The organism is Paraburkholderia elongata (assembly GCF_013177735.1).
Taxonomy (GTDB): Bacteria; Pseudomonadota; Gammaproteobacteria; order Burkholderiales; family Burkholderiaceae; genus Paraburkholderia; species Paraburkholderia elongata.
In genome coordinates this window covers 48,559-69,674 of sequence record NZ_WOEZ01000036.1, presented here as the reverse complement: position 1 = coordinate 69,674, position 21,116 = coordinate 48,559, and the positions used below count along the sequence as shown (strand labels likewise).

General features: G+C 63.2%; 17 protein-coding genes. 10 read left to right on the top strand and 7 right to left on the bottom strand.

What is annotated here, in order from left to right:
* Window positions 1–1,518, top strand: a complete 1,518-nt coding sequence (locus tag GNZ13_RS06760; RefSeq protein ID WP_172161658.1) for an efflux transporter outer membrane subunit — start codon at window positions 1–3, stop codon at window positions 1,516–1,518.
* A gap of 300 nt (window positions 1,519–1,818) precedes the next feature.
* On the opposite strand, the gene GNZ13_RS06755 is transcribed toward GNZ13_RS06760, so the two are convergent.
* Complete coding sequence (locus GNZ13_RS06755) at window positions 1,819–3,231, bottom strand: nucleobase:cation symporter-2 family protein (protein ID WP_172161656.1); 1,413 nt, start codon at window positions 3,229–3,231, stop codon at window positions 1,819–1,821.
* 431 nt (window positions 3,232–3,662) lie between these two features.
* On the opposite strand from GNZ13_RS06755, the gene GNZ13_RS06750 reads away from it, so the two are divergent.
* The 3 genes from GNZ13_RS06750 to fghA all read left to right on the top strand — a co-directional run bounded on the left by GNZ13_RS06750 (window position 3,663) and on the right by fghA (window position 7,428).
* The gene (locus tag GNZ13_RS06750; protein WP_172161654.1) at window positions 3,663–5,192 is read left to right on the top strand and encodes a xylulokinase; all 1,530 of its coding nucleotides are present in this window, start codon (window positions 3,663–3,665) and stop codon (window positions 5,190–5,192) included.
* 241 nt (window positions 5,193–5,433) lie between these two features.
* Window positions 5,434–6,540, top strand: coding sequence for an S-(hydroxymethyl)glutathione dehydrogenase/class III alcohol dehydrogenase (locus tag GNZ13_RS06745; RefSeq protein WP_172161652.1), 1,107 nt, complete (start codon window positions 5,434–5,436; stop codon window positions 6,538–6,540).
* Between the two features lie 36 nt (window positions 6,541–6,576).
* The gene (gene fghA / locus GNZ13_RS06740; protein WP_172161650.1) at window positions 6,577–7,428 is read left to right on the top strand and encodes an S-formylglutathione hydrolase; all 852 of its coding nucleotides are present in this window, start codon (window positions 6,577–6,579) and stop codon (window positions 7,426–7,428) included.
* A 9-nt stretch (window positions 7,429–7,437) separates the two neighbouring features.
* Here fghA and GNZ13_RS06735 read toward each other — a convergent pair whose 3' ends face one another.
* From GNZ13_RS06735 to GNZ13_RS06725, 3 genes are read right to left on the bottom strand one after another with little or no spacing between them, the layout of a single operon-like run.
* A complete protein-coding gene (locus tag GNZ13_RS06735) occupies window positions 7,438–8,220 on the bottom strand; it encodes a metal ABC transporter permease (RefSeq protein WP_172161648.1) in 783 nt (260 codons plus the stop codon).
* Window positions 8,213–9,166 carry an ABC transporter ATP-binding protein gene (locus GNZ13_RS06730; protein ID WP_172161646.1) on the bottom strand — a complete coding sequence of 318 codons (954 nt, stop codon included), beginning with the start codon at window positions 9,164–9,166 and terminating at the stop codon, window positions 8,213–8,215. The genes GNZ13_RS06735 and GNZ13_RS06730 overlap by 8 nt, the downstream gene beginning before the upstream one ends.
* Window positions 9,163–10,137 (bottom strand): metal ABC transporter solute-binding protein, encoded by a 975-nt coding sequence (locus GNZ13_RS06725; RefSeq protein WP_172161644.1) that lies wholly within the window; start codon window positions 10,135–10,137, stop codon window positions 9,163–9,165. Before GNZ13_RS06725 ends, GNZ13_RS06730 begins: the two co-directional genes overlap by 4 nt.
* A gap of 411 nt (window positions 10,138–10,548) precedes the next feature.
* Here GNZ13_RS06725 and GNZ13_RS06720 point away from each other — a divergent pair, with 411 nt between their 5' ends.
* The 6 genes from GNZ13_RS06720 (at window position 10,549) to GNZ13_RS06695 (ending at window position 16,677) form a co-directional block, all read left to right on the top strand.
* Complete coding sequence (locus GNZ13_RS06720; RefSeq protein WP_172161642.1) at window positions 10,549–11,331, top strand: L-iditol 2-dehydrogenase; 783 nt, start codon at window positions 10,549–10,551, stop codon at window positions 11,329–11,331.
* 121 nt (window positions 11,332–11,452) lie between these two features.
* Entirely contained in the window at window positions 11,453–12,775 is a 1,323-nt protein-coding gene (locus tag GNZ13_RS06715) for an ABC transporter substrate-binding protein (RefSeq protein ID WP_172161640.1), read from the top strand.
* A gap of 204 nt (window positions 12,776–12,979) precedes the next feature.
* Window positions 12,980–13,915 carry a carbohydrate ABC transporter permease gene (locus GNZ13_RS06710; RefSeq protein ID WP_172161638.1) on the top strand — a complete coding sequence of 312 codons (936 nt, stop codon included), beginning with the start codon at window positions 12,980–12,982 and terminating at the stop codon, window positions 13,913–13,915.
* Between the two features lie 38 nt (window positions 13,916–13,953).
* The gene (locus GNZ13_RS06705; protein WP_172161794.1) at window positions 13,954–14,787 is read left to right on the top strand and encodes a carbohydrate ABC transporter permease; all 834 of its coding nucleotides are present in this window, start codon (window positions 13,954–13,956) and stop codon (window positions 14,785–14,787) included.
* On the top strand, window positions 14,784–15,497 hold the full coding sequence (locus GNZ13_RS06700) for an HAD family hydrolase (protein ID WP_172161636.1): 714 nt from the start codon (window positions 14,784–14,786) through the stop codon (window positions 15,495–15,497). Before GNZ13_RS06705 ends, GNZ13_RS06700 begins: the two co-directional genes overlap by 4 nt.
* A gap of 70 nt (window positions 15,498–15,567) precedes the next feature.
* Window positions 15,568–16,677 (top strand): ABC transporter ATP-binding protein, encoded by a 1,110-nt coding sequence (locus GNZ13_RS06695; protein ID WP_172161634.1) that lies wholly within the window; start codon window positions 15,568–15,570, stop codon window positions 16,675–16,677.
* 156 nt (window positions 16,678–16,833) lie between these two features.
* Here the strand turns inward: GNZ13_RS06695 and GNZ13_RS06690 are convergent, their stop codons facing one another.
* From GNZ13_RS06690 to dalD, 3 genes are all read right to left on the bottom strand, one after another.
* Entirely contained in the window at window positions 16,834–17,781 is a 948-nt protein-coding gene (locus GNZ13_RS06690; protein WP_172161632.1) for a sugar-binding transcriptional regulator, read from the bottom strand.
* 78 nt (window positions 17,782–17,859) lie between these two features.
* A complete protein-coding gene (gene xylB / locus GNZ13_RS06685; RefSeq protein WP_172161630.1) occupies window positions 17,860–19,341 on the bottom strand; it encodes a xylulokinase in 1,482 nt (493 codons plus the stop codon).
* 187 nt (window positions 19,342–19,528) lie between these two features.
* A complete protein-coding gene (gene dalD / locus GNZ13_RS06680; RefSeq protein WP_172161628.1) occupies window positions 19,529–20,941 on the bottom strand; it encodes a D-arabinitol 4-dehydrogenase in 1,413 nt (470 codons plus the stop codon).
* Between the last annotated feature and the right edge of the window lie 175 nt (window positions 20,942–21,116).

The window sequence follows — 21,116 nt, the reverse complement described above, 5'->3', positions numbered from 1 at the left end:
ATGCAAAAACACTCTTTGATTGCAGTGGCGGTTGCGCTGTTCGCCGCGGGTTGCACGATGGCGCCGAAGTACCATCGCCCGGCCGAACCCGTGACGAGCACCTTCCCGACCGGCGGCGTGTACGACACGCAGCCGGCCGCGGCGGGTGCCGCGCGGACCGCGAATGGCCAGGCGGCAGCCGATATCGGCTGGCGTGATTTCTTCGTCGACGCGCGTTTGCAGCGGCTGATCGAAATCGCGCTGAAGAACAACCGCGATCTGCGCGTGTCGGTGCTGAATATCCAGGCATCGCAGGCGCAGTATCAAATCGTCCGCGCGGCGCTGTTCCCGACGCTGAACGCTGCGGCCTCGCAAAGCAAACAGCGCACGCCTAAGGACCTATCGGCCAACGGTCTGACGATCACCAACACGTACTCGGTGGGTCTGAACGCCTCCTGGGAAATCGACTTCTTCGGGCGGATTCAAAGCCTGAAGGATCAGGCGTTGGCTCAGTACCTGGCTACCGCTCAGGCGCGCAAGGCCGCGGAAATCGCGTTGGTCTCGCAGGTGGCCAATCAGTACATGACGGTGCTCGAGGTAGACGATCTGCTGAAGGTCACGCAGAACACGCTGAAGACCGCCCAGGAGTCGTACCGGATCACCAAGCTGCAGTTTGACAACGGCACGGGTTCGGAACTGGATCTGCGGCAGGCGGAAACAGTGGTCGACCAGGCGCAGGCCAACCTGCAGTCGCAGGCGCGTCTGCGGGCTCAGGCGGATAACGCGCTCGTGCTGCTGCTCGGCGAGCCGTTGCCGGGCGATCTGCCGCCGGGCATGTCGTTGGACAATCAGAATCTCCTCACGGATATTCCGGCGGGGTTGCCGTCCGATCTGCTGACGCGTCGTCCGGACATCATGGAGGCTGAAGAGAACCTGCTTGCGGCCAACGCGAACATCGGCGCGGCGCGCGCAGCGTTCTTCCCGAAGGTCTCGCTGACCGGCAGTTTCGGCACGCTGAGCCCAACGCTCGGTGGTCTCTTCAAGCCGGGTTCGGCGGCGTGGAGCTTCGCGCCGTCGATCACATTGCCGATCTTCGAGGGCGGCGCGAACAAGGCCAACCTCGATCTCGCCACCGTGCAGAAGAACATCCAGATCGCCACGTATGAAAAGGCGATCCAGACGGCCTTCCGCGAAGTGGCGGACGGACTGGCGGCACGCGGCACGTACGATCAGCAGATAGATGCGCTGGTGCGCAATACCTTTGCGGAACAGCGCCGGCTGGATCTGTCGAATCTGCGTTATACAAATGGCGTGGACAGTTATCTGTCGGTGCTGACTGCACAGAACGATCTGTATGTATCGCAGCAGTTGCTGGTGACCGCGCGCATGCAGCGTCTGCAGAACCTGGTCACGCTGTATCAGGCACTCGGCGGCGGCTGGATCGAACGGGCCGGCGAGCAGCCGCGTCCGGCCGATGCGCCGGTCGATTACGGTGCGGCGAGTGCGCCGGTGGCGGCTTCGGCAGCGACCGCGGGTTGAGTCTCTTGTAGTCTCGTAGTAGCAGGCGCTTGGGGCGGTTTTGGGTTTTATCAGGAAAGCCGTCCTGCGCAGCGGGTAATAAAAAACGCCACGGCATGCCGTGGCGTTTTTGTTGATGCTCAGATCAATCCAGCTCGGATCAACCCAACTCAGATCAACCCAACTCAGATCAACCCAACTCAGATCAACCCAACTCAGATCAACCCAACTCAGATCAATCCAACTCAGATCAACCCAACTCAACTCAGCGCTCGCGCTCAGCGCGATCTCTGTCGCGCGGCGCCGGTTCCAGTCGGATGCTCAGTGCGCATCCGCGGCACGCAGTATCTCGTCGCCGCCCTTCGGTTCATTGCCGCCGCGTCCGTCGAAATCATGTCCGGCCTTGCGAATTTCGCACTGCGCCTTCTTCTCGCTCTTCACACCGTTGAAGATCAGGTTCAGCACCACCGCCGACACCGACGCCAGCAAGATCCCGCTATGCAACAGCGGCGACAGCGCCGGCGGCAGCTTCGAGAAAAATTGCGGCGACACCACCGGCACCAGACCCATGCCGATACTGACTGCGACGATGAACAGGTTGTGGTGGTTCTTCACGAAGTCGACCTTGGCCAGCACCTTGATGCCGTTCGCCGCGACCATGCCGAACATCACGATGCCCGCACCGCCCAGTACGAAGGCCGGCACCGAAGCAACCACTTGCGCCATCTTCGGGAACAGGCCCAGCAGCACCAGGATCACGCCGCCCATCGCGCAGACAAAGCGGCTCTTCACGCCCGTCACGCCGATCAGGCCGACGTTCTGCGAGAACGAGGTATGCGGAAACGAGTTGAAGATGCCACCGATCAGCGTGCCCAGACCGTCGACGCGCAGACCGCGCACCAGCGTCTTCTGATCGACCGGACGATCGACCATGTCGCCGACCGCGAGGAACATGCCGGTCGATTCGATGAAGGTGACGAACATCACGGTGACCATTGTCGCGATCGCGAGCGGATCGAAATGCGGCAGGCCGAAGTGGAACGGCATCACGATGCCGACCCACGGTGCGTGCGTGACGCCGTCCATGTTGACGCGGCCGAGCGCCAGCGCGATCACGAAACCCGCGACGATGCCGAGCAGCACCGAAATATTGGCGAGGAAGCCCTTGGCGAACTTGTTGATGAGCAGAATCAGCATCAGCACGAGCAGCGACAGGCCGAGGTAGATCGGATTGCCGTAATCAGGGTTGCCCACGCCGCCGGCCGCCCAGTTGATGCCCACTTCCATCAGCGACAGACCGATCACCGAGATCACCACGCCGATCACCACCGGCGGGAAAAAGCGCAGCAGCTTGCCGACCGCCGGCGCGAGAAGGATGCCGATGACGCCGGCCGCGATCGTCGAGCCGAAGATATCGAGAATACCGAGCGATGGATTCGTGCCGATCGCGACCATCGGACCGACGGCCGCAAATGTGCAGCCCATGATGACCGGCAGACGAATGCCGAAGATCCACAGACCGAGCGTCTGAATCAGCGTAGCGATGCCACAGGAAAACAGATCTGCGCTGATCAGGAACGCGATCTGGTCTTTCGGCAGTTTCAACGCGGCGCCAATGATGAGCGGCACCGCAACTGCGCCTGCGTACATCACCAAAACGTGCTGAATGCCGAGCGTCAGCAACTGGCCCGCGGGCAGTCGCTCGTCGCACGGGTGAACCGTGTTCGATTGCATTTTGTCTCTCTCCACCATCTCGTTTTGGGATGGCTCCAAGGTATGCGGAACGATAAAGTGCAACAAGACCACTGGGGCCTATTCCGGCATTCCCGGTGACGATATGCACGAGGCCCGTTTGAAAGCCAAAAGAAATGCGCGCACCGCACAAATCGGCTGTAAGCCCCATGCAGCGGCGAGGCGTGTGCGTGCGCGGCGTCGCTTCAGGTGATATGTGTTAAAAACAATGAGGTGTATCTGGCTGTGCGCATAGTGCTGTTTTCGCCTGGCGTCCCGTTTGACGGGGTTAACCCGCGAATTGAGGGTTTTCACTTAGGCCGCTGCGCGGTTGCCGACACGCCTCGAAAGCCTGTCTCCGATGATGGAAAATACAGCGCTATCCGCACCTTCCGTGTGCGTTTTCCCATGCCTCATTAGATGTTCTATCGCTCATGACTTTTCTTGGCATCGATCTCGGCACAGGCTCCCTCAAAGTCGTTATCGTCGACGAAAACGGCCGCGAGCAGGCGGCAGCGAGCGTCGCTTATGCGCTCGAAACGCCGCACGCGGGTTGGGCGGAAATGTCGGTGCAGACCTGGTGGCGTGCGCTCTGCGGGGCTGCGGCGCGATTACCTGCTGACGCGCGGCGAGACGTAGAGGCGATCGGCTTTTCCGGGCAGATGCACGGCGTGGTTCTGGTGGATGCCGACGGCGAAGCCGTGCGGCCCGCGATGCTCTGGCCCGACACGCGGGCTCTCGCCTTGCTCGATGAGTGGCCCGAGCCGCAACCGAATCCCGTAGCGCCCGGCATGGCCGGCCCGTTGCTGCGCTGGATCGTGCAGCACGAACCGCAGTCCGCGCGCAAAGCACGTTGGGCGCTGCAACCGAAAGACTGGCTGCGCGTGGCGCTGGGTGGCGCGGTGGCAACCGATCCCTCCGATGCCTGCGCGACGGCGCTTGCCGATCCGGCCGGCGTATGGGATCTGGCGCTGCTCGATCGGCTCGAATTGCCGCATGAATGGTTTGCGCCGCTTGCGCCTTCCTATGCGGCAGGTGGCATTTTGTCGCAGAAAGCGGCGCAGGAGCTGGGTCTGCGCGCCGGCATTGTGCTCGCGATTGGTGCTGCCGATACGCCCTGTGCCGCGCTCGGCAGTGGTCTCGCGAGCGACGGCGACGCGTTGCTCACCACCGGCACCGGTGGACAAATCGTCGTGCTCACGGAACACGCACCGCAAGCGGCGAAAGGCCTGCATCGCTATCGCGCGGCGAGCGATCACTGGTATCGGATGGCGGCGATGCAAAACGTCGGCGTCGCGCTCGAACGCGTGCGGGGCTGGCTGTCGTATGAATGGGCCGATGCCTATCGTGAAGCGTTCGGTGATGCGTCTGCCGGTGCGTCGAGCGTTACGTTCGGCAATGCATCCGGCAGTGCCTCAGGCAACGTATCAGGTGGTGCCCTTGGCGATGCGACAGGCGCTACCCCAAGTGCCGCAGCGGGCCTGACTTTTCTGCCGTACCTCACCGGCGAACGCACCCCGTGGCTCAACCCGGCGGCGCGTGGCGGCTGGCTTGGCCTCGCGCTCGACCACACGCGCGGCACGATGATGCGCGCCGCATTCGAAGGCGTCGCGTTCTCGTTGCGCGCCGGGCTCGACGCGATTCGCGCGAGCGGCGCGACCGTGAACACATTGAAGCTCGCCGGCGGCGGTTCCGTGGATGCGCGCTGGCGGCAGTTGCTCGCCGATGCGCTGAACGTCGAGTTGTATGCGGTCGATTGTCCGAACGCGGCGCCGCGTGGCGCTGCCATCCTCGGCGGATTGGCGAGCGGGCATTGGCACGCGAGGGATCTCGCCGCGCTTGCACCGGGCGCGACGCGTGTCGCTTCGCCACAAGGCGATGCGGCGCTCGCCGAACGTTATGCGCGTTTTCTCGACCTGTATGGCCGGGTCGAATCATGGTTCGGCGAAACCCCGCTTCGGTAACTGAGGCGATGTCCGCTATAGACAATGCCGCGACGTACTTTGCAATACCATTACGACTTTCGCGCGCTAAGTTATAGGCCAGCACATGATGCCGGACGAGAACAACCTCGTCCGGCCAGAGCCTGGCACACGAATTAACTGCGGCAGGCGAACTTGCAGCAGCCGAACCGCGACACCGGCACGCCGCGCGACATCCCGCCGCGACGCGCCAGGCATTCACAGACTCACAGGAGCATTCACGATGAAGACCAAAGCAGCAATTGCATGGAAAGCCGACGCCCCGTTGACGATCGAAGAAGTGGATCTGGAAGGCCCGCGCGCCGGTGAAGTCCTGATCGAATTGAAGGCGACGGGGATCTGCCACACCGACTACTACACGCTGTCCGGCGCCGATCCGGAAGGCATCTTCCCGGCGATTCTCGGCCACGAAGGTGCGGGTGTGATCGTCGATGTGGGCCCGGGCGTGGGCACGCTGAAGAAGGGCGACCACGTCATTCCCCTCTACACGCCGGAATGCCGTCAGTGCAAATTCTGTCTGTCGCGCAAGACCAATCTTTGCCAGGCAATCCGTTCGACGCAAGGCCGTGGCCTGATGCCCGACGCAACCTCGCGCTTCTCGCTTGATGGCAAGCCGCTGTTTCACTACATGGGCACGTCCACGTTCTCGAACTACATCGTCGTGCCGGAAATCGCGGTGGCGAAGGTGCGTGAAGATGCTCCGTTCGACAAGATCTGCTACATCGGCTGCGGCGTGACAACCGGTGTCGGCGCGGTCGTGTATTCGGCGAAGGTCGAGGCGGGCGCGAACGTCGTGGTGTTCGGTCTCGGCGGCATCGGCTTGAACGTGATTCAGGGCGCCAAAATGGTCGGTGCGGACAAGATCATCGGTGTCGATATCAACCCGGGCCGCATTGAACTGGCGAAGAAGTTCGGCATGACCCACTTCATCAACCCCAACGAAGTCGAGAATGTGGTCGATCACATCGTGCAACTCACCGATGGCGGCGCGGACTATTCGTTCGAATGTATCGGCAACACCAAGGTGATGCGTCAGGCGCTGGAGTGCACGCACAAGGGTTGGGGCCAGTCGTTCATCATCGGCGTGGCGGCGGCGGGCGAAGAGATCAGCACGCGTCCGTTCCAGCTGGTGACGGGCCGCGAGTGGAAGGGCTCGGCGTTTGGCGGCGCACGCGGCCGCACGGACGTGCCGAAAATCGTCGACTGGTACATGGAAGGCAAGATCAATATCGACGATCTGATCACGCACCGTCTGCCGCTCGAGCGCATCAACGAAGGCTTCGACCTGATGAAGAAGGGCGAGTCGATCCGCTCGGTCGTGCTGTACTAACGCGGCACGGTTTCGCGAAACAGAAGGAGCATGTCGATGCTTGAACTCTTGTCGTCGCATGCCTGCTATGGCGGCGAGCAGCGGATCTACCGGCACGACTCGCAGACCGTCGGTCTGCCGATGCGCTTCTCGGTGTATCTGCCGCCGCAGGCCTTACAGGCCAACGCGAATGTGCCCGCGCTGTTCTATCTCGCGGGTCTGACCAGCACGGAAGAAACCTTTCCGGTCAAGGCGGGCGCGCAGCGCTTCGCGGCACAGCACGGCATCGCGCTGATCGCGCCGGACACCAGTCCGCGTGGTGCGGGCGTGCCGGGCGAAAGCGCGGCGTGGGACTTCGGCGTGGGGGCGGGCTTTTACGTCAACGCGACGCAGCAGCCGTGGGCGAAGCACTATCGGATGTACTCGTATGTGCGCGATGAACTGCGCGAAACGGTGCTCGCGAATCTACCGGTGGACGGTGCGCGCCTAGGCATCTTCGGGCATTCGATGGGTGGTCATGGCGCGTTGATGCTGGCGCTGCGCAACCCGGAGATCTATCGGTCGGTGTCGGCGTTCGCGCCGATCGCCGCGCCTTCACAGTGCCCGTGGGGCGTGAAGGCGTTCAGCGGGTATCTGGGCGAGGACCGTGAAGGGTGGAAGCAGTATGACTCGAGCGAACTGGTCGCCCACGCATCGCGCAAGTTCGCGCAAGGGATTCTGGTCGATCAGGGGCTGGCGGATCAGTTCCTTGCCGAGCAGCTGAACCCGGATGTGTTCGAAGCTGCCTGCAAGGCCGCGGGACAGCCGCTGACGTTGCGTCGTCATGCAGGCTACGACCACGGGTATTACTTCATCTCGACTTTCATCGAGGATCATCTCGCGCATCACGCGAAGGTGTTGTTCGGTTGAAGCGCAGCTTCAACGCCGCCTCAACAAACTTCCGCCATACACCACCGCCGACAGCACGGTGATCCAGAAGCTCGTCGGCCAATCGGTATAGAACGCCAGCGTCAAACCCAGCCACGCCTGCACCAGCGCAAACACGGCGGCGAGCACAAGACCGGTTGAGAGCCGCGTCGTCATGTTCTGCGCAGCGGCAGCCGGCCCGACCATCAACGTGAACACCAGCAGCACGCCGACAATCTGCGTGCACGCAGCCACTGCCAGCGCTGCAATCGACAGAAACAGCACCGACACCTTGCGCAACGACACGCCCTTGGCCTCGGCCAATTCCGGTTGCAACGAAGCAAACAGCAACGGCCGCATGATCGCCGCGAGCGCCAGCAAACTGACGACGCCCAACGCTGCCAGCACACCGAGCGTCGACGCATTTACGCCGAGTACGTTGCCGAACAGCAGCGCGGTGACTTGCGTCGCGTACGCGGTGAAGAAGTGCAGGAACAGCAAGCCGAAGCCGAGCGACAGCGACAGGATCACGCCGATCGCGACATCGCGTCCGGCGAGCCGCTCGCCGAGCGCGCCCATGCCGACCCCTGCGGCGAGGGTGAAGCCGATCATCCCCCAGATCGGCGAGATGCCGATTAGCACCGCGCCGGTCGCGCCGGTGAAGCCGACGTGCGAGAGCGCGTGGCCCGCGAAGGTCTGTCCGCGCATCACCAGAAAGTATCCGACTATCCCTGCCAGCACCGCGACGATCCCCGACGCTGCGAACGCGTTCACCATGAAATCGTATTCAAACATCGTGCGTGTGTCCGTCGCGTGAGTCGTGCTGGTGTGAGTGGCCGTGGTCGTGCGAATGCGAGTGGTTATGGCCGCCGTTTTCGTCGTGTTCGTGCTCGTGATCGTGTTTTTCGACTTCGACGTCGCCCGACATCACGAAGATGCGGCCGTTCACGCGCATCACGTCGATCGGCGAGCCATAGAGGCGCGACAGCACCGGCCTCGTAATGACTTCATCGACGGTGCCGAGCGCGGCGACGCCGCTGCCGAGATACAGCACGCGATCGAGCGCGTGCAGAAGCGGATTCAGTTCATGCGCCGAAAACAGCACGGCAATGCCGAGTTCCTGCTGCACGCGCCGCACCAGTTCAACCACGCTTTTTTGATGATGCGGATCGAGACTGATCAGCGGTTCGTCGAGCAGCAGCAGCTTGGGGTTGCCGAGCAGGCACTGCGCGAGCAGCAGACGCTGACGCTCGCCACCCGACAGTTCCGACAACGGCCGCTCGGCGAGCTGGCGGCCGCCCACCAGATCCAGCACCCGCTCGACATCCGCGCGGGTCTTGCTGTCCGCATGGGGCAGGCCCCAGCGGTGTCCATCGGCAGCCATGGCGACGAAATCGCGGCCGCGCACGCGGCGCCCAGCCAGCGCACTGCGCGTCTGCGGCATATAGCCGATCGACGCATTGCCGCGCTCGACCGGCTGCCCCAGCACGCGGATTGCTCCGCTCGCGGCCGGCACAAGGCCGAGCACGGCGCGCATCAGCGTGGTTTTGCCCGCGCCGTTCGGCCCGAGCACGCCGATGAATTCGCCCTGGTTCACCACGAAGCCGGTGTCGCGCAGAATCGTGCGGCCGCCGAGTTCGAGCGTCACGTGCTCGAGTTCGAGCACGGGAGAATTGGCGCGCCCGCTGCTTGACGCGCTCGTTGATGCATTAGCTGGCGTGCTGCGGCCAGTCTCGTTCATTGAGTTTTTCCTTTGGCGGTAGTTGCCGCCGCATTCGCTGCGCTCGCATCTCCCGCGGCCAATGCCGTGCCCAGCGCGTCGAGCTGCGTCAGCATCCACGTCTGATAGGTCTTGCCGGCCGGTTCGGTTTCGGTGACGCTCATGGTCGGCACCTTCGATTGCTGCGCGAGCTTCAACATGCGTTTGGTCAGGGCCTCGGTTGCCTGGCTGTTATAGATCAGAACGCGCACGTGCTTTTCGCGCAGATCGCGTTCGAATGCGGCGATATCGGCCGCGCTTGCCTCAGTGTCGTTCATCGTCGCCATCTGGAAGCGCAGATTGCGCATCGAGAGGCCGACCGCGTCCGACATATAGCCGAACACTGGCTCGGTCGCCGTCACCGGCACACCGGCGTAGCGGCCATGCAGATCGGCGACTTTGGCGTCGATCGGTTTCAGCGAATCGAGAAACTTCGCGAGGTTCGCATCGTACGCCGACTTGTGCGCCGGGTCAGCTGCGACGAGCGCCTCGCTCACCGCGCGCGCCACTTTCGGCATGGTCGCCGGGTCGTACCAGAGGTGCGGATTATCGCCGCCCTTCTTGCCGACGAGATCCGCGGCGACGATCGTGGTGCGCTTCGCGCTCTTCGAGGCGGCCAGCAGTTTCGCCATCCACGGATCGTAGTCGGCGCCGTTGTAGACCACAAGGCTCGCATGCTGCAAGGCGCGCGCCGTCTTCGGGCTGGCTTCGAACAGATGCGGATCCTGATCCGGATTGCTGAGGATGCTGGTTACGTCGACGCGGTCGCCGCCCAACTGCTGCACGACGTCACCGTAAAAATTTTCCGCTGCCACCACCGGGATTTTCGCATCCGCGGCAAGCGCGCCATGGCTGAGCGTGACAGCAGCAGCGGCCGCCGCGCCCATGGCCACGGTCTTCGACAGCTTCAGCGCCTGACGCGCCCCGTTCAACATCGAGCCGAATTTCTGCATGGTTGTTTCCTGCTGCGTGAGAGTTGAATGAAACACAAACCTTAGGCGCGGCGCGCCTCGGTGTTCTTGCAGTCGCTCAGGCGCGCGCGCCGCCGAGCCGCGTCGCGCGGGGCTGTGCCTATACCGACGGCTCAGAGTCGAGCGAGTTCGAAATGATATAACGTATCTCGAATTTTTGTCAGAGGCTTGAGCAGAAAGCAGAACGGCCGTCTTCGATTTCTCGTATTAGTGCCGATCGGGGCAGGGAGAGGGTGCGGGGCGGTCCTGCCGCGCTGCACCATCGAAATCTGGTCGAGCGCCTTGACATGGCCCGGTCCGTATCCGATCATTCGATCACAAACAGAGCAATTGTTCGCGCAACGAGCGTTCGCTCACCGCGCCTCAAGAAGCGAAACGAACCGGAGACAAGCAGTGGCGGCACGATTGCAAGACAAGGTGGCCATTCTGACGGGTGCGGCAAGCGGAATCGGTGAAGCCGTGGCCCGGCGCTATCTGGACGAAGGCGCGCGTTGCGTGCTGGTCGACGTTAAGCCGGCGGACAGTTTCGGCGACGCGCTCGTCGCCGCATACGGCGACCGCGTGCTGACGGTTAGCGCCGACGTGACGCGCCGCGAAGACATCGAACGCATTCTCGCGAGCACGCTGGGGCGCTTCGGCCAGGTCGATATCCTGTTCAACAACGCGGCGCTCTTCGATATGCGCCCGATCCTCGATGAATCCTGGGACGTGTTCGACCGCCTCTTCGCGGTCAACGTGAAGGGCATGTTCTTCCTGATGCAAACCGTCGCCCGGAAAATGGTCGAGCAGGGCCGCGGCGGCAAGATCATCAATATGTCGTCGCAAGCCGGGCGGCGCGGCGAGGCGCTGGTGTCGCACTACTGCGCAACCAAAGCCGCCGTACTCAGCTATACGCAATCCGCAGCGCTTGCCCTCGCGCCGCACAAGATCAACGTGAACGGCATCGCGCCGGGCGTCGTCGATACCCCGATGTGGAACGAGGTCGACGCGCTCTTCGCCCGCTATGAAAACCGGCCGCTCGGCGAGAAGAAGCGCCTGGTCGGTGAAGCGGTGCCGCTCGGCCGGATGGGTGTGCCGGACGATCTGACCGGCGCTGCCCTGTTTCTCGCGTCGGCGGATGCCGATTACATCACCGCGCAAACCCTGAACGTCGACGGCGGGAACTGGATGAGCTGAGCGGATCACAGCGTGGATGAGCCGAACCCGCTTTATCAACCCGCTACCAACCCGCTTCACCCTTCGTCATTTTCGTAGAACAAACGCAGCACTACATAACGTACGAGAAAGGAGACAACACATGAAACCAGCTACCCAATCCGCGCTGAAGGCGCTAAGTGCCGGCGCTCTTGCATGCTTTGCGTTGAGCGCTCAGGCGGCCACGGTGACCATCGCCACGTTGAACAATCCGGACATGATCGAGCTGAAGAAGCTCTCGCCCGCTTTCGAGCAGGCGAATCCGGATATCAAGCTCAACTGGGTGATTCTCGAAGAAAACGTGCTGCGTCAGCGCGCCACCACCGACATCACGACCGGCAGCGGCCAGTTCGACGTGATGACGATCGGCGCGTACGAAACGCCGCAATGGGGCAAGCGCGGCTGGCTCACGCCGCTCACCGGCCTGCCCGCTGATTACGATCTGAACGACGTCGTGAAGACGGCCCGCGACGGCCTCTCGAGCGGCGGCCAGTTGTACGCGCTGCCCTTCTACGTCGAAAGCTCGATGACGTATTACCGCAAGGATCTGTTCGCGGCCAAGGGCCTGAAGATGCCCGATCAACCGACCTACGACCAGATCGCACAATTCGCCGACAAGCTCACGGACAAAGCCAACGGCATGTACGGCATCTGCCTGCGCGGCAAAGCTGGCTGGGGCGAAAACATGGCGTACGCGACGACGGTGGTGAACACCTTCGGCGGCCGCTGGTTCGACGACAAGTGGAACGCGCAACTGACCTCGCCGGAATGGAAGAAGGCCATCACGTTCTACGTCGATCTATTGAAGAAAGACGGCCCTCCGGGAGCGAGCTCGAACGGCTTCAACGAAAACCTCACGCTGATGTCCTCGGGCAAGTGCGGAATGTGGATCGACGCTACGGTGGCCGCCGGCATGCTCTACAACAAGCAGCAGTCGCAGATCGCCGACAAGGTAGGTTTTGCGGCGGCGCCGACGGCGGTCACGCCGAAGGGTTCGCATTGGCTGTGGGCATGGGCGCTGGCTATTCCGAAGTCGTCTAAGCAGCCTGACGCGGCGAAGAAGTTCATCGCGTGGGCCACGTCGAAGCAGTACATCGAGCTGGTCGCGAAAGATGAGGGCTGGGCTTCGGTGCCGCCGGGAACGCGTCATTCGACGTACGCGCGCCCTGAATACAAGCAGGCTGCACCGTTCGGCGACTTCGTGCTGAAGGCAATCGAAACGGCGGATCCGGATCACCCGACGCTCAAGCCGGTGCCGTACACCGGTGTGCAGTTCGTCGGCATCCCTGAGTTCCAGTCGTTCGGCACGGTGGTCGGTCAGAGCATCTCCGGCGCAGTTGCCGGTCAGATGACGATCGATCAGGCGCTGGCAGCCGGGCAGGCAACGGCGAACCGCGCCGTGCAACAGGCCGGTTATCAGAAATAAGCCGGCCTGACCTGCAAGCACACTGCAACGTAACGTGAAACGCGCCGGCTGACGCCCGTCAGCCGGCCCACGCAGCACAGCGGGCCGTCCTCGCCACTCATTTGCCGCATATGCGCCGCGACATCGCAGGCGTCGCGGTGAGTGATGCGGCTAAGGCGGTGTCTTTGCCGGACAGTCCGCGCATTACCGAACAGGTGGTCAATCATGCGTCCTCTGCGCCTACCTCTCATGCATGCCCAGCCCCAGACAGAAAAAGAACGCGAAGTCCGCAAAGCCAATTCCGCCCGCTGGCTGGTATCGCCCTCGGTCGCGGTACTCGTATTGTGGATGGCCATTCCGCTGGCGATGACGATCTGGTTTTCGTTCTCGCGCTACAACCTGCTGAATCCGGATCTCAAGGGCTTCGCCGGATTCGACAACTACAAATATCTCGCCACCGATCCGTCGTTCGGACCGTCGATCGGGCACACGCTCGAACTGATCATCTCGGTGCTGGTGATCACGGTGGTCGGCGGCGTGCTGATGGCGATCCTGTTCGACCGCAAGTTCTACGGTCAGGGTGTCGCGCGGCTGCTGGCGATCGCGCCGTTCTTCGTGATGCCGACCGTCAGCGCGCTGATCTGGAAGAACATGATCCTGCATCCGGTGTATGGCCTGATCGCGCAGGGCATGCGCGCGATCGGCATGCAGCCGATCGACTGGTTCGCCGACTATCCGCTGACGGCGGTGATCATGATCGTCGCGTGGCAGTGGCTGCCGTTCGCGTTCCTGATTCTTTTCACCGCGATCCAGTCGCTCGATCAGGAGCAGAAGGAAGCGGCGCGCATCGACGGGGCGGGTCCGTTCTCGATGTTCTTCTACATCACGCTGCCTCACCTGAGACGAGCGATCGCTGTGGTGGTGATGATGGAGACGATTTTCCTGCTGTCTATCTTCGCCGAAATCTATACGACCACGGGCGGCGGTCCGGGCACCGCGACCACCAATCTGTCCTACCTGATCTATTCGCTCGGCCTGCAACAGTTCGACGTCGGTCTCGCTTCGGCAGGCGGCATTCTGGCTGTCGTGCTGGCTAACATCGTGTCGTTCTTCCTTGTGCGGATGCTCGCGAAGAACCTGAAAGGGGAGTACGAAAAATGAGCCACGTTGCCTCTACACCGGCGTCCACCACGACGTCCATGAGCGTGCCGGCCAAGTCGCCGTTCGACGCGATTCGCCGCGGCATTCCCGGCGTGATTGCCTGGCTGGTCGCGCTGCTGCTGTTCTTCCCGATCTTCTGGATGACGATCACCGCGTTCAAGACGGAGCAGCAGGCGTATTCGTCGTCGCTGTTTTTCATCCCGACGCTCGACAGCTTCCGCGAGGTGTTCGCGCGCAGCAACTACTTTTCGTTCGCGTGGAATTCAATCCTGATCTCGGCGGGCGTCACGGTGCTATGCCTGATTCTCGCCGTGCCGGCCGCGTACGCGATGGCCTTCTTTCCGACTCGCCGCACGCAAAAAGTGCTGCTGTGGATGCTGTCGACCAAGATGATGCCGTCGGTCGGCGTGCTGGTGCCGATCTATCTGCTGTGGAAGAACAGCGGGCTGCTCGATACGGTGTCCGGTCTGGTGATCGTCTACACGCTGATCAATCTGCCGATCGCGGTGTGGATGTCGTTCACGTACTTCGCCGAAATTCCGCGCGATATTCTCGAAGCAGGGCGGATCGACGGTGCGGCGACGTGGCAGGAAATCGTCTATCTGCTGATGCCGATGTCGCTGCCGGGGCTCGCATCCACCGCGCTCCTGCTGGTGATCCTGTCGTGGAACGAAGCGTTCTGGAGCATCAACCTGTCGAGTTCGCACGCCGCACCGCTGACCGTGTTCATCGCGTCGTATTCGAGTCCTGAAGGCTTGTTCTGGGCGAAGCTCTCCGCTGCGTCGCTGCTCGCGGTCGCACCGATCCTGATCGTCGGCTGGCTGTCGCAGAAGCAACTGGTGCGTGGCCTTACGTTCGGGGCGGTCAAATGACGGCAGGCGCGAATGGAGGTCCGAATGGAGGTCAGTTTGCGCTGATCTGCGATTGCGACGGTGTGCTGATCGACAGCGAAGCCGTGGCGGCGCGCATGCTGGTGCACGAACTCGAAGCGCGCTGGCCTGATGCCGATGTCGAACCCGTGGTGCTGCCGCTGCTTGGCTTGCGCATTGAAAAGGTACTTCAAGGCACGGCGGCGCAACTTGGCAAGATCCTCGGCGCCGACGATATCGAGGCGATCCGCCGAGCGGTGGAAGCGGCGGCGATGGAGGCGCCGGTTGTCGTTGGAATCGAGGCCGCGCTCGCGCAGGTGCCACTCACCAAAGGATGCGCGAGCAACAGTTTCCGGCCGTATGTGGAGAACGTGCTGGTGCGCACGGGCCTCGTGAGGTTCTTCGGCAATCGGCTCTTTTGCGCCGATGCGGTGCCGAATCCGAAGCCCGCACCCGATGTCTATCTCGCTGCAGCGCTTGGTCTCGGCCTCGCGCCGTCCGCCTGCCTCGTGGTGGAAGACAGCGTGACGGGCGTGACGGCGGCGACCGCGGCAGGCATGACGGTGCTCGGCTTTATCGGCGGCGGTCATGCGAGTGACGCGCAGATCGACGCATTGCATGCAGCGGGTGCGCGCCACGTATTCGACGACATGCTGCAGTTGCCGGAACTGGTCGCGCAATGGGCGCTGAGCGCGACGGCAGCGGCGCCGTAAGCGTGGTCGCGTTGGCGAAGCACCTGGATAAACGAATTAACGCAGCAAGAGCAATACACGGAGACACATCATGGCAAGCGTAACTCTGCGCAACATCAGAAAAGCTTACGACGACAACGAAGTGATGCGCGACATCAACCTCGACATTCTGGACGGCGAATTCGTCGTGTTCGTGGGCCCGAGCGGTTGCGGTAAATCGACGCTGATGCGGATGATCGCCGGCCTCGAAGACATCAGCGGCGGCGATTTGACCATCGACGGCACGCGCGTGAACGACGTGCCGCCCGCCAAGCGCGGCATCGCGATGGTGTTCCAGTCGTACGCGCTGTATCCGCACATGACGCTGTACGACAACATGGCGTTCGGCCTGAAACTCGCCGGCACCAAGAAGCCGGAGATCGACGCCGCCGTGCGCAATGCGGCGAAGATTCTGCACATCGACCATCTGCTCGATCGCAAGCCGAAGCAGCTTTCGGGCGGTCAGCGCCAGCGTGTTGCAATCGGCCGCGCGATTACGCGCAAGCCGAAAGTGTTCCTGTTCGACGAACCGTTGTCGAATCTCGACGCCGCGCTGCGCGTGAAGATGCGCCTCGAATTCGCGCGTTTGCACGACGAACTGAAGACCACGATGATCTACGTGACGCACGATCAGGTCGAAGCCATGACGCTGGCCGACAAGATCGTCGTGCTGTCGGCGGGCAATGTGGAGCAGGTCGGCAGCCCGACCATGCTGTATCACGCGCCGGCCAATCGCTTCGTCGCCGGCTTTATCGGTTCGCCGAAGATGAATTTCATGGAAGGGGTCGTGCAGTCGGTGACGCACGACGGCGTCACCGTCCGCTACGAAACCGGCGAGACGCAGCGTGTCGCGGTGGAGCCGGGTGCGGTGAAGCAGGGCGACAAGGTCACCGTCGGTATTCGTCCGGAGCATCTGCACTTCGGAATGGCCGACGACGGCGTGTCGGCACAAACCATGGCGGTTGAATCGCTCGGCGATGCGGCGTATCTGTACGCGGAATCGAGTGTCGCGCCGGATGGTTTGATCGCGCGGATTCCGCCGCTCGAACGCCACAGCAAGGGCGACACGCAAAGGGTTGGCGCCACCCCTGAGCACTGCCATTTGTTCGACAGCGAAGGGAAAGCCTTCCAGCGGAAGATCGTCGAAGTGCTGGCTGCGTGAGTCAGTGAATGGGAAAGCGGCGGGTGAGCCGCTTTCCTTCAATCAGGGTTGGGATAGGCCGCCGTCGCAAGTGTCGCATCCGCGATTCGAGCGGTGCCCGCGTGGGTAACGCGTCGCGCACAAGTCTAGGCAGGCAGCCGTCTTTGTCCGCCGCGCTCAGGCTTCGAGCGCGGCCCGCGCACACAACTCGTCAGTCACCATTCCCGACAGCCAGCCGCCTTTGAGCACCGCGATCAGCGCCTCGCGCTTGCGCTCGCCGCCGGCAAACCCGATGGTGGGGCGCCGCGGCGGGGAGTCCAGCGCGATGCTGGTGACGCGCCGGCCGGTCGGCGATTCGACGTGCGCGCCGGCTGCATCGATCGGCAGTCCGAGCATTTCGGCTACCGCACCGTTCTGCATCAACTCCTTCACTTCCGCGGACGTGATGAAGCCGTCTTCGTGCAACGGACATTTCGGCCCGATATTGCCGATGCCGACGAACGCGACATCCGCCTGGGCCGATAGCGATTCCACGATCCGGTATAGCCGGTGATTGCACCACTGCGCGCGCTCGGCTTCGCTATCGGCGAGCAACGGCGCGGGCAGCAGAAAATGCTTGCCGCCGGTCTTCTCCGAAATGTGCAGCGCGACGTCGTAGCGGTTCGAGGAGCCGTCCGAGGCGATCGCCCCGACCATCGATACCAACCGATGCTGCGGACGCTCCAGCTGGGCGATCTGATCGACCGCGGCTTTCAGCGTACGGCCGCTGCTCACGGCGACCACCATCGGTTTTTCTTCGCTGAGATAGCGTTCCATGACCTGCGCGCCGGCCACCGCCAGCTTGCGGTCGACTTCCTCCGAGGTATCGCTGTCGATCGGGACGACTTCGCACATGCTCAGACCGTAGCGCTTCGAGAGTTGATCGGCGAGCGCAAGACAATCGGCCAGTTTGTGATCGACGCGCACGCGAATCAGGTTCTTTTCCACTGCGAAGGCGACCAGCCGCTGCGCGACCGGGCGTGACACCTGCAGTTTCTCGGCGATCTCGTTCTGGGTGTTGCCTGCGACGTAGTAAAGCCACGCGGCGCGGGTAGCAAGATCTAATTTTTCTGTGGACTTGGGCACGGTGACGGTTCGCTTGAAGTGCGCCGATGATAGCAGCCGGTCCCCGCCTCTCAACGGGGACCGGCTGTGGTTTGCCGGTTAGGCGAGCGGTTGCCGCGCGGGATCGAACAGCGGCCGTACGTGGCGGTAGAGCGCGCGATACGCTTCGAGCCGGTTGCGCAGCTCGGCGTGACGTCGCGGGTTCGGCGTGAACTCCTTTTCGATCGGCGGCTTGGTCAGCACCTTCGCCGGGTCGCCGCCTGCGGCCAGCCAGCCCAGACGTGCCGCGCCGAGCGCCGCGCCGGTCTCGCCGCCACCGTGCTTGCGGGTGGCGGTGTCGAGCGCGTCGGCGAGCAGTTGTGCCCAGTAGTCGCTGCGCGCACCGCCGCCTAGCAGGGACAGCGCCTTCGCTTCCGTGCCGGCCGCGCGCAATGCGTCGAGGCCGTCGGTGAGCGCGAGCGTCACGCCTTCGAGCACCGCGTAGCCGAGCAATGCGCGATCGGTCGCGTGATTCATGCCGAAGAACACCCCCTGCGCGTACGGGTCGTTGTGCGGTGTGCGTTCACCGGACAGATAGGGCAGAAAGAGTGGGGCGGTGTTCAATGCCTCTGCTGGCAGGGCCTCGATTTCGGCGAGCAGGGTTGGCTCGTCGGTTGAGGTGAGCTTGCAAACCCAGCGCAAACAACTTGCCGCCGACAGCACCACGCTCATCTGATGCCAGCGATCCGGAATCGCGTGACAGAACGCGTGCACCGCGGAAGCGGGATTTGGCCGGAAACTGTCGCCGACCACGCACAACACGCCCGACGTGCCGAGCGAGACGAAGCCGTCGCCCGGCTGCGTCGCGCCGATGCCGATCGCGCTCGTGGCGTTGTCGCCACCGCCGGCCGCGACGATCACGCCCTCGCTCAAACCCAACTCGCGCGCCACTTGGGGGAGCAGGGTGCCGGACGGCGCGCTGCCTTCGCACAAGCCCGGCATCTGCGCGCGTGTCATGTTGCAGGCAGCGAGCAGTGAATCGGACCAGTCGCGTTTGGCGACGTCGAGCCACAGCGTGCCCGCTGCATCCGATGGATCGGACACCTTGCCGCCGGTCAGTTGCAGGCGCAAGTAATCCTTCGGCAGCAACACGCAGGCAGTTTGCGCGAAGACTTCCGGTTCGTGGCGCGCGACCCATAGCAGCTTCGGCGCGGTGAAACCAGGCATCGCGAGATTGCCCGCCACGGTGTGCAACTCCGGCGCGCGCTCGGTCAGCTCCGCGCATTCCTTGTCGCTGCGCATGTCGTTCCACAGGATCGCGGGCCGCAATACGCGATCCTGCGCATCCAGCAGCACGGCCCCGTGCATCTGCCCCGAGAGGCCAATGCCGCGAATCTGCGCGAACTCGTCCGGATGTTTGGCGCGCAACGCGGCCAGCGCCGTGCGCGTGCCGGCCCACCAGTCTTCGGGATTCTGTTCGGCCCAGCGCTGATGCGGACGCGAAACGGTAAAGGGTGAGCCTGCGGTGCCGATCACGCGTCCATTGGAGGCGAGCAGCAGGACTTTCACTTCGGACGTGCCGAGGTCGATGCCGAGATACATGGGCGCGAAACCTTCGTCGTTAGGGATGCGCTACTTTAGCCGCATAGGGCACGCGGTGCCATGCGCATTAAGCCTGGCACCGGCGGTGGTTCGATGCCGCGCGGTGCGCGGCGCTGAGTGACGTGACGCCCGTTGCTGCTGGAGTACATGCGTCACATTGCGTCGACGCTGGCCGCCCGCGTACGGGTCAGGCCGCGCCGCGTTTGGCCAGCCACACGTCGACACGCGCCAACGCGCCCGCCAACGCCGACTCCAATTCGGGTGTCTGCGCCATGCTGCCCCATAGCAGCCGGTCAGCGGCGAACGCCTTTAGCGGATCGGGCGCGCTAAAGAAACCGCGGGCGACGCGCTCGTCCATTACGCCATCCTGATACGCATACGGCAACGTGCCGGCGTTCCAGCGTTCGAGGAAGCGGAAGAACAGTGCCGGCAACATCGCCGTCGCCGCAGGCGTGACGCCACGTTCGAAGCATTCGGCAAGCGTCGGCGCGATAAAGCCGGGCAGCTTCGAAAAGCCATCGGCCGCGACGCGCTGGTTGGTGTCCTGGATGTAGAGATTGCCGAAGCGTTCGAGCACCACGTCGCGATAGCGTTCGAGATCGAGCGGGCTCGGCGTGAGGCACGGAATCACGTCTTCGGTCACGTAGTCGAAGGCGAATTTGTTGATGTCCGGGTCGAGCGTACCTTCGTGGATGTAGTTCAGTCCGAGCAGCGTACCCGCCCACGCAATGCAGCTATGCGTCGCGTTGAGAATGCGGATCTTCGCTTCCTCGTACGGCAGCACCGAGTCGACCAGTTCCGCGCCGACCTTTTCCCACGCGGGGCGTCCGGCGACGAAACGGTCTTCGATCACCCATTGGATGAAGGACTCGCCCATCACCGGGCAGGCATCGTCGGCGGCGGTCGCGGCCTTGACGCGTTCGCGCACGTCGGGCGTTGGACGGGGCGTGATGCGATCGACCATCGAACTCGGGCACGCGGTGTTGTCGTCGAACCATTGCGCCAGTTCGCTCGCGCGGCGCCGTTCGAGAAACTCGCTCATGCCCGCATGAAAACGCTCGCCGTTGCTGCGCAGGTTATCGCAGGTCTGCAGCGTGACCGGGCCGGCACCACGCTTCATGCGTGCCTCGAGAATCACCGCGAGCGCGCCGTAAATCGTGGTGTGGCCGCCTTTCAGATCGGCCGCGAGATCCGCATTGGCCGTGTCGAGTTTGTCCTGTTCGTCGAGGTAGTAGCCGCCTTCGGTGACGGTGAACGCAATGATCTTGCAGGCCGGATCGGCGCCCGCCTCGATCAGCGCATCGAGACTCTCGGTCCATGGCACCACGCGTTCGATCGAGCGAATCGTCTCGTACGCGCGCTCGCCCTGCGGCGTGACGGTCTCAAGCGTATAGACGCCGTTTTGCGCGGCGAGCGCTTCGAGCACCGCGTTCATGTCGCTGCGGATATTGCCCACCGTCAGCGACCAGTGCGGCTCGCCCGCCACTTTCGCCTCGTTCAGCCGATGGAGATACCACGCCTGATGCGCGCGATGAAACGATCCCGCGCCGATGTGCAGGATCACGTGTGCGGCCGCGCCGCTGCCTTGCCCGCTGTTCATGTGCGTCTCCTGAATGTCTTTGATCGCACGGCTCGGAGCGTGCGTTTTTTCTTGAGGTGGAGCATTTGCTCTGTCTGTGAGCGAATGATCGTACCCGGCGAAACGAATGTCAAGGCGACGTCAGCGGCTTTTCGTGGCGCAGCGCGGCGTGGCGGGACTTTTGGCGGGATTCGGG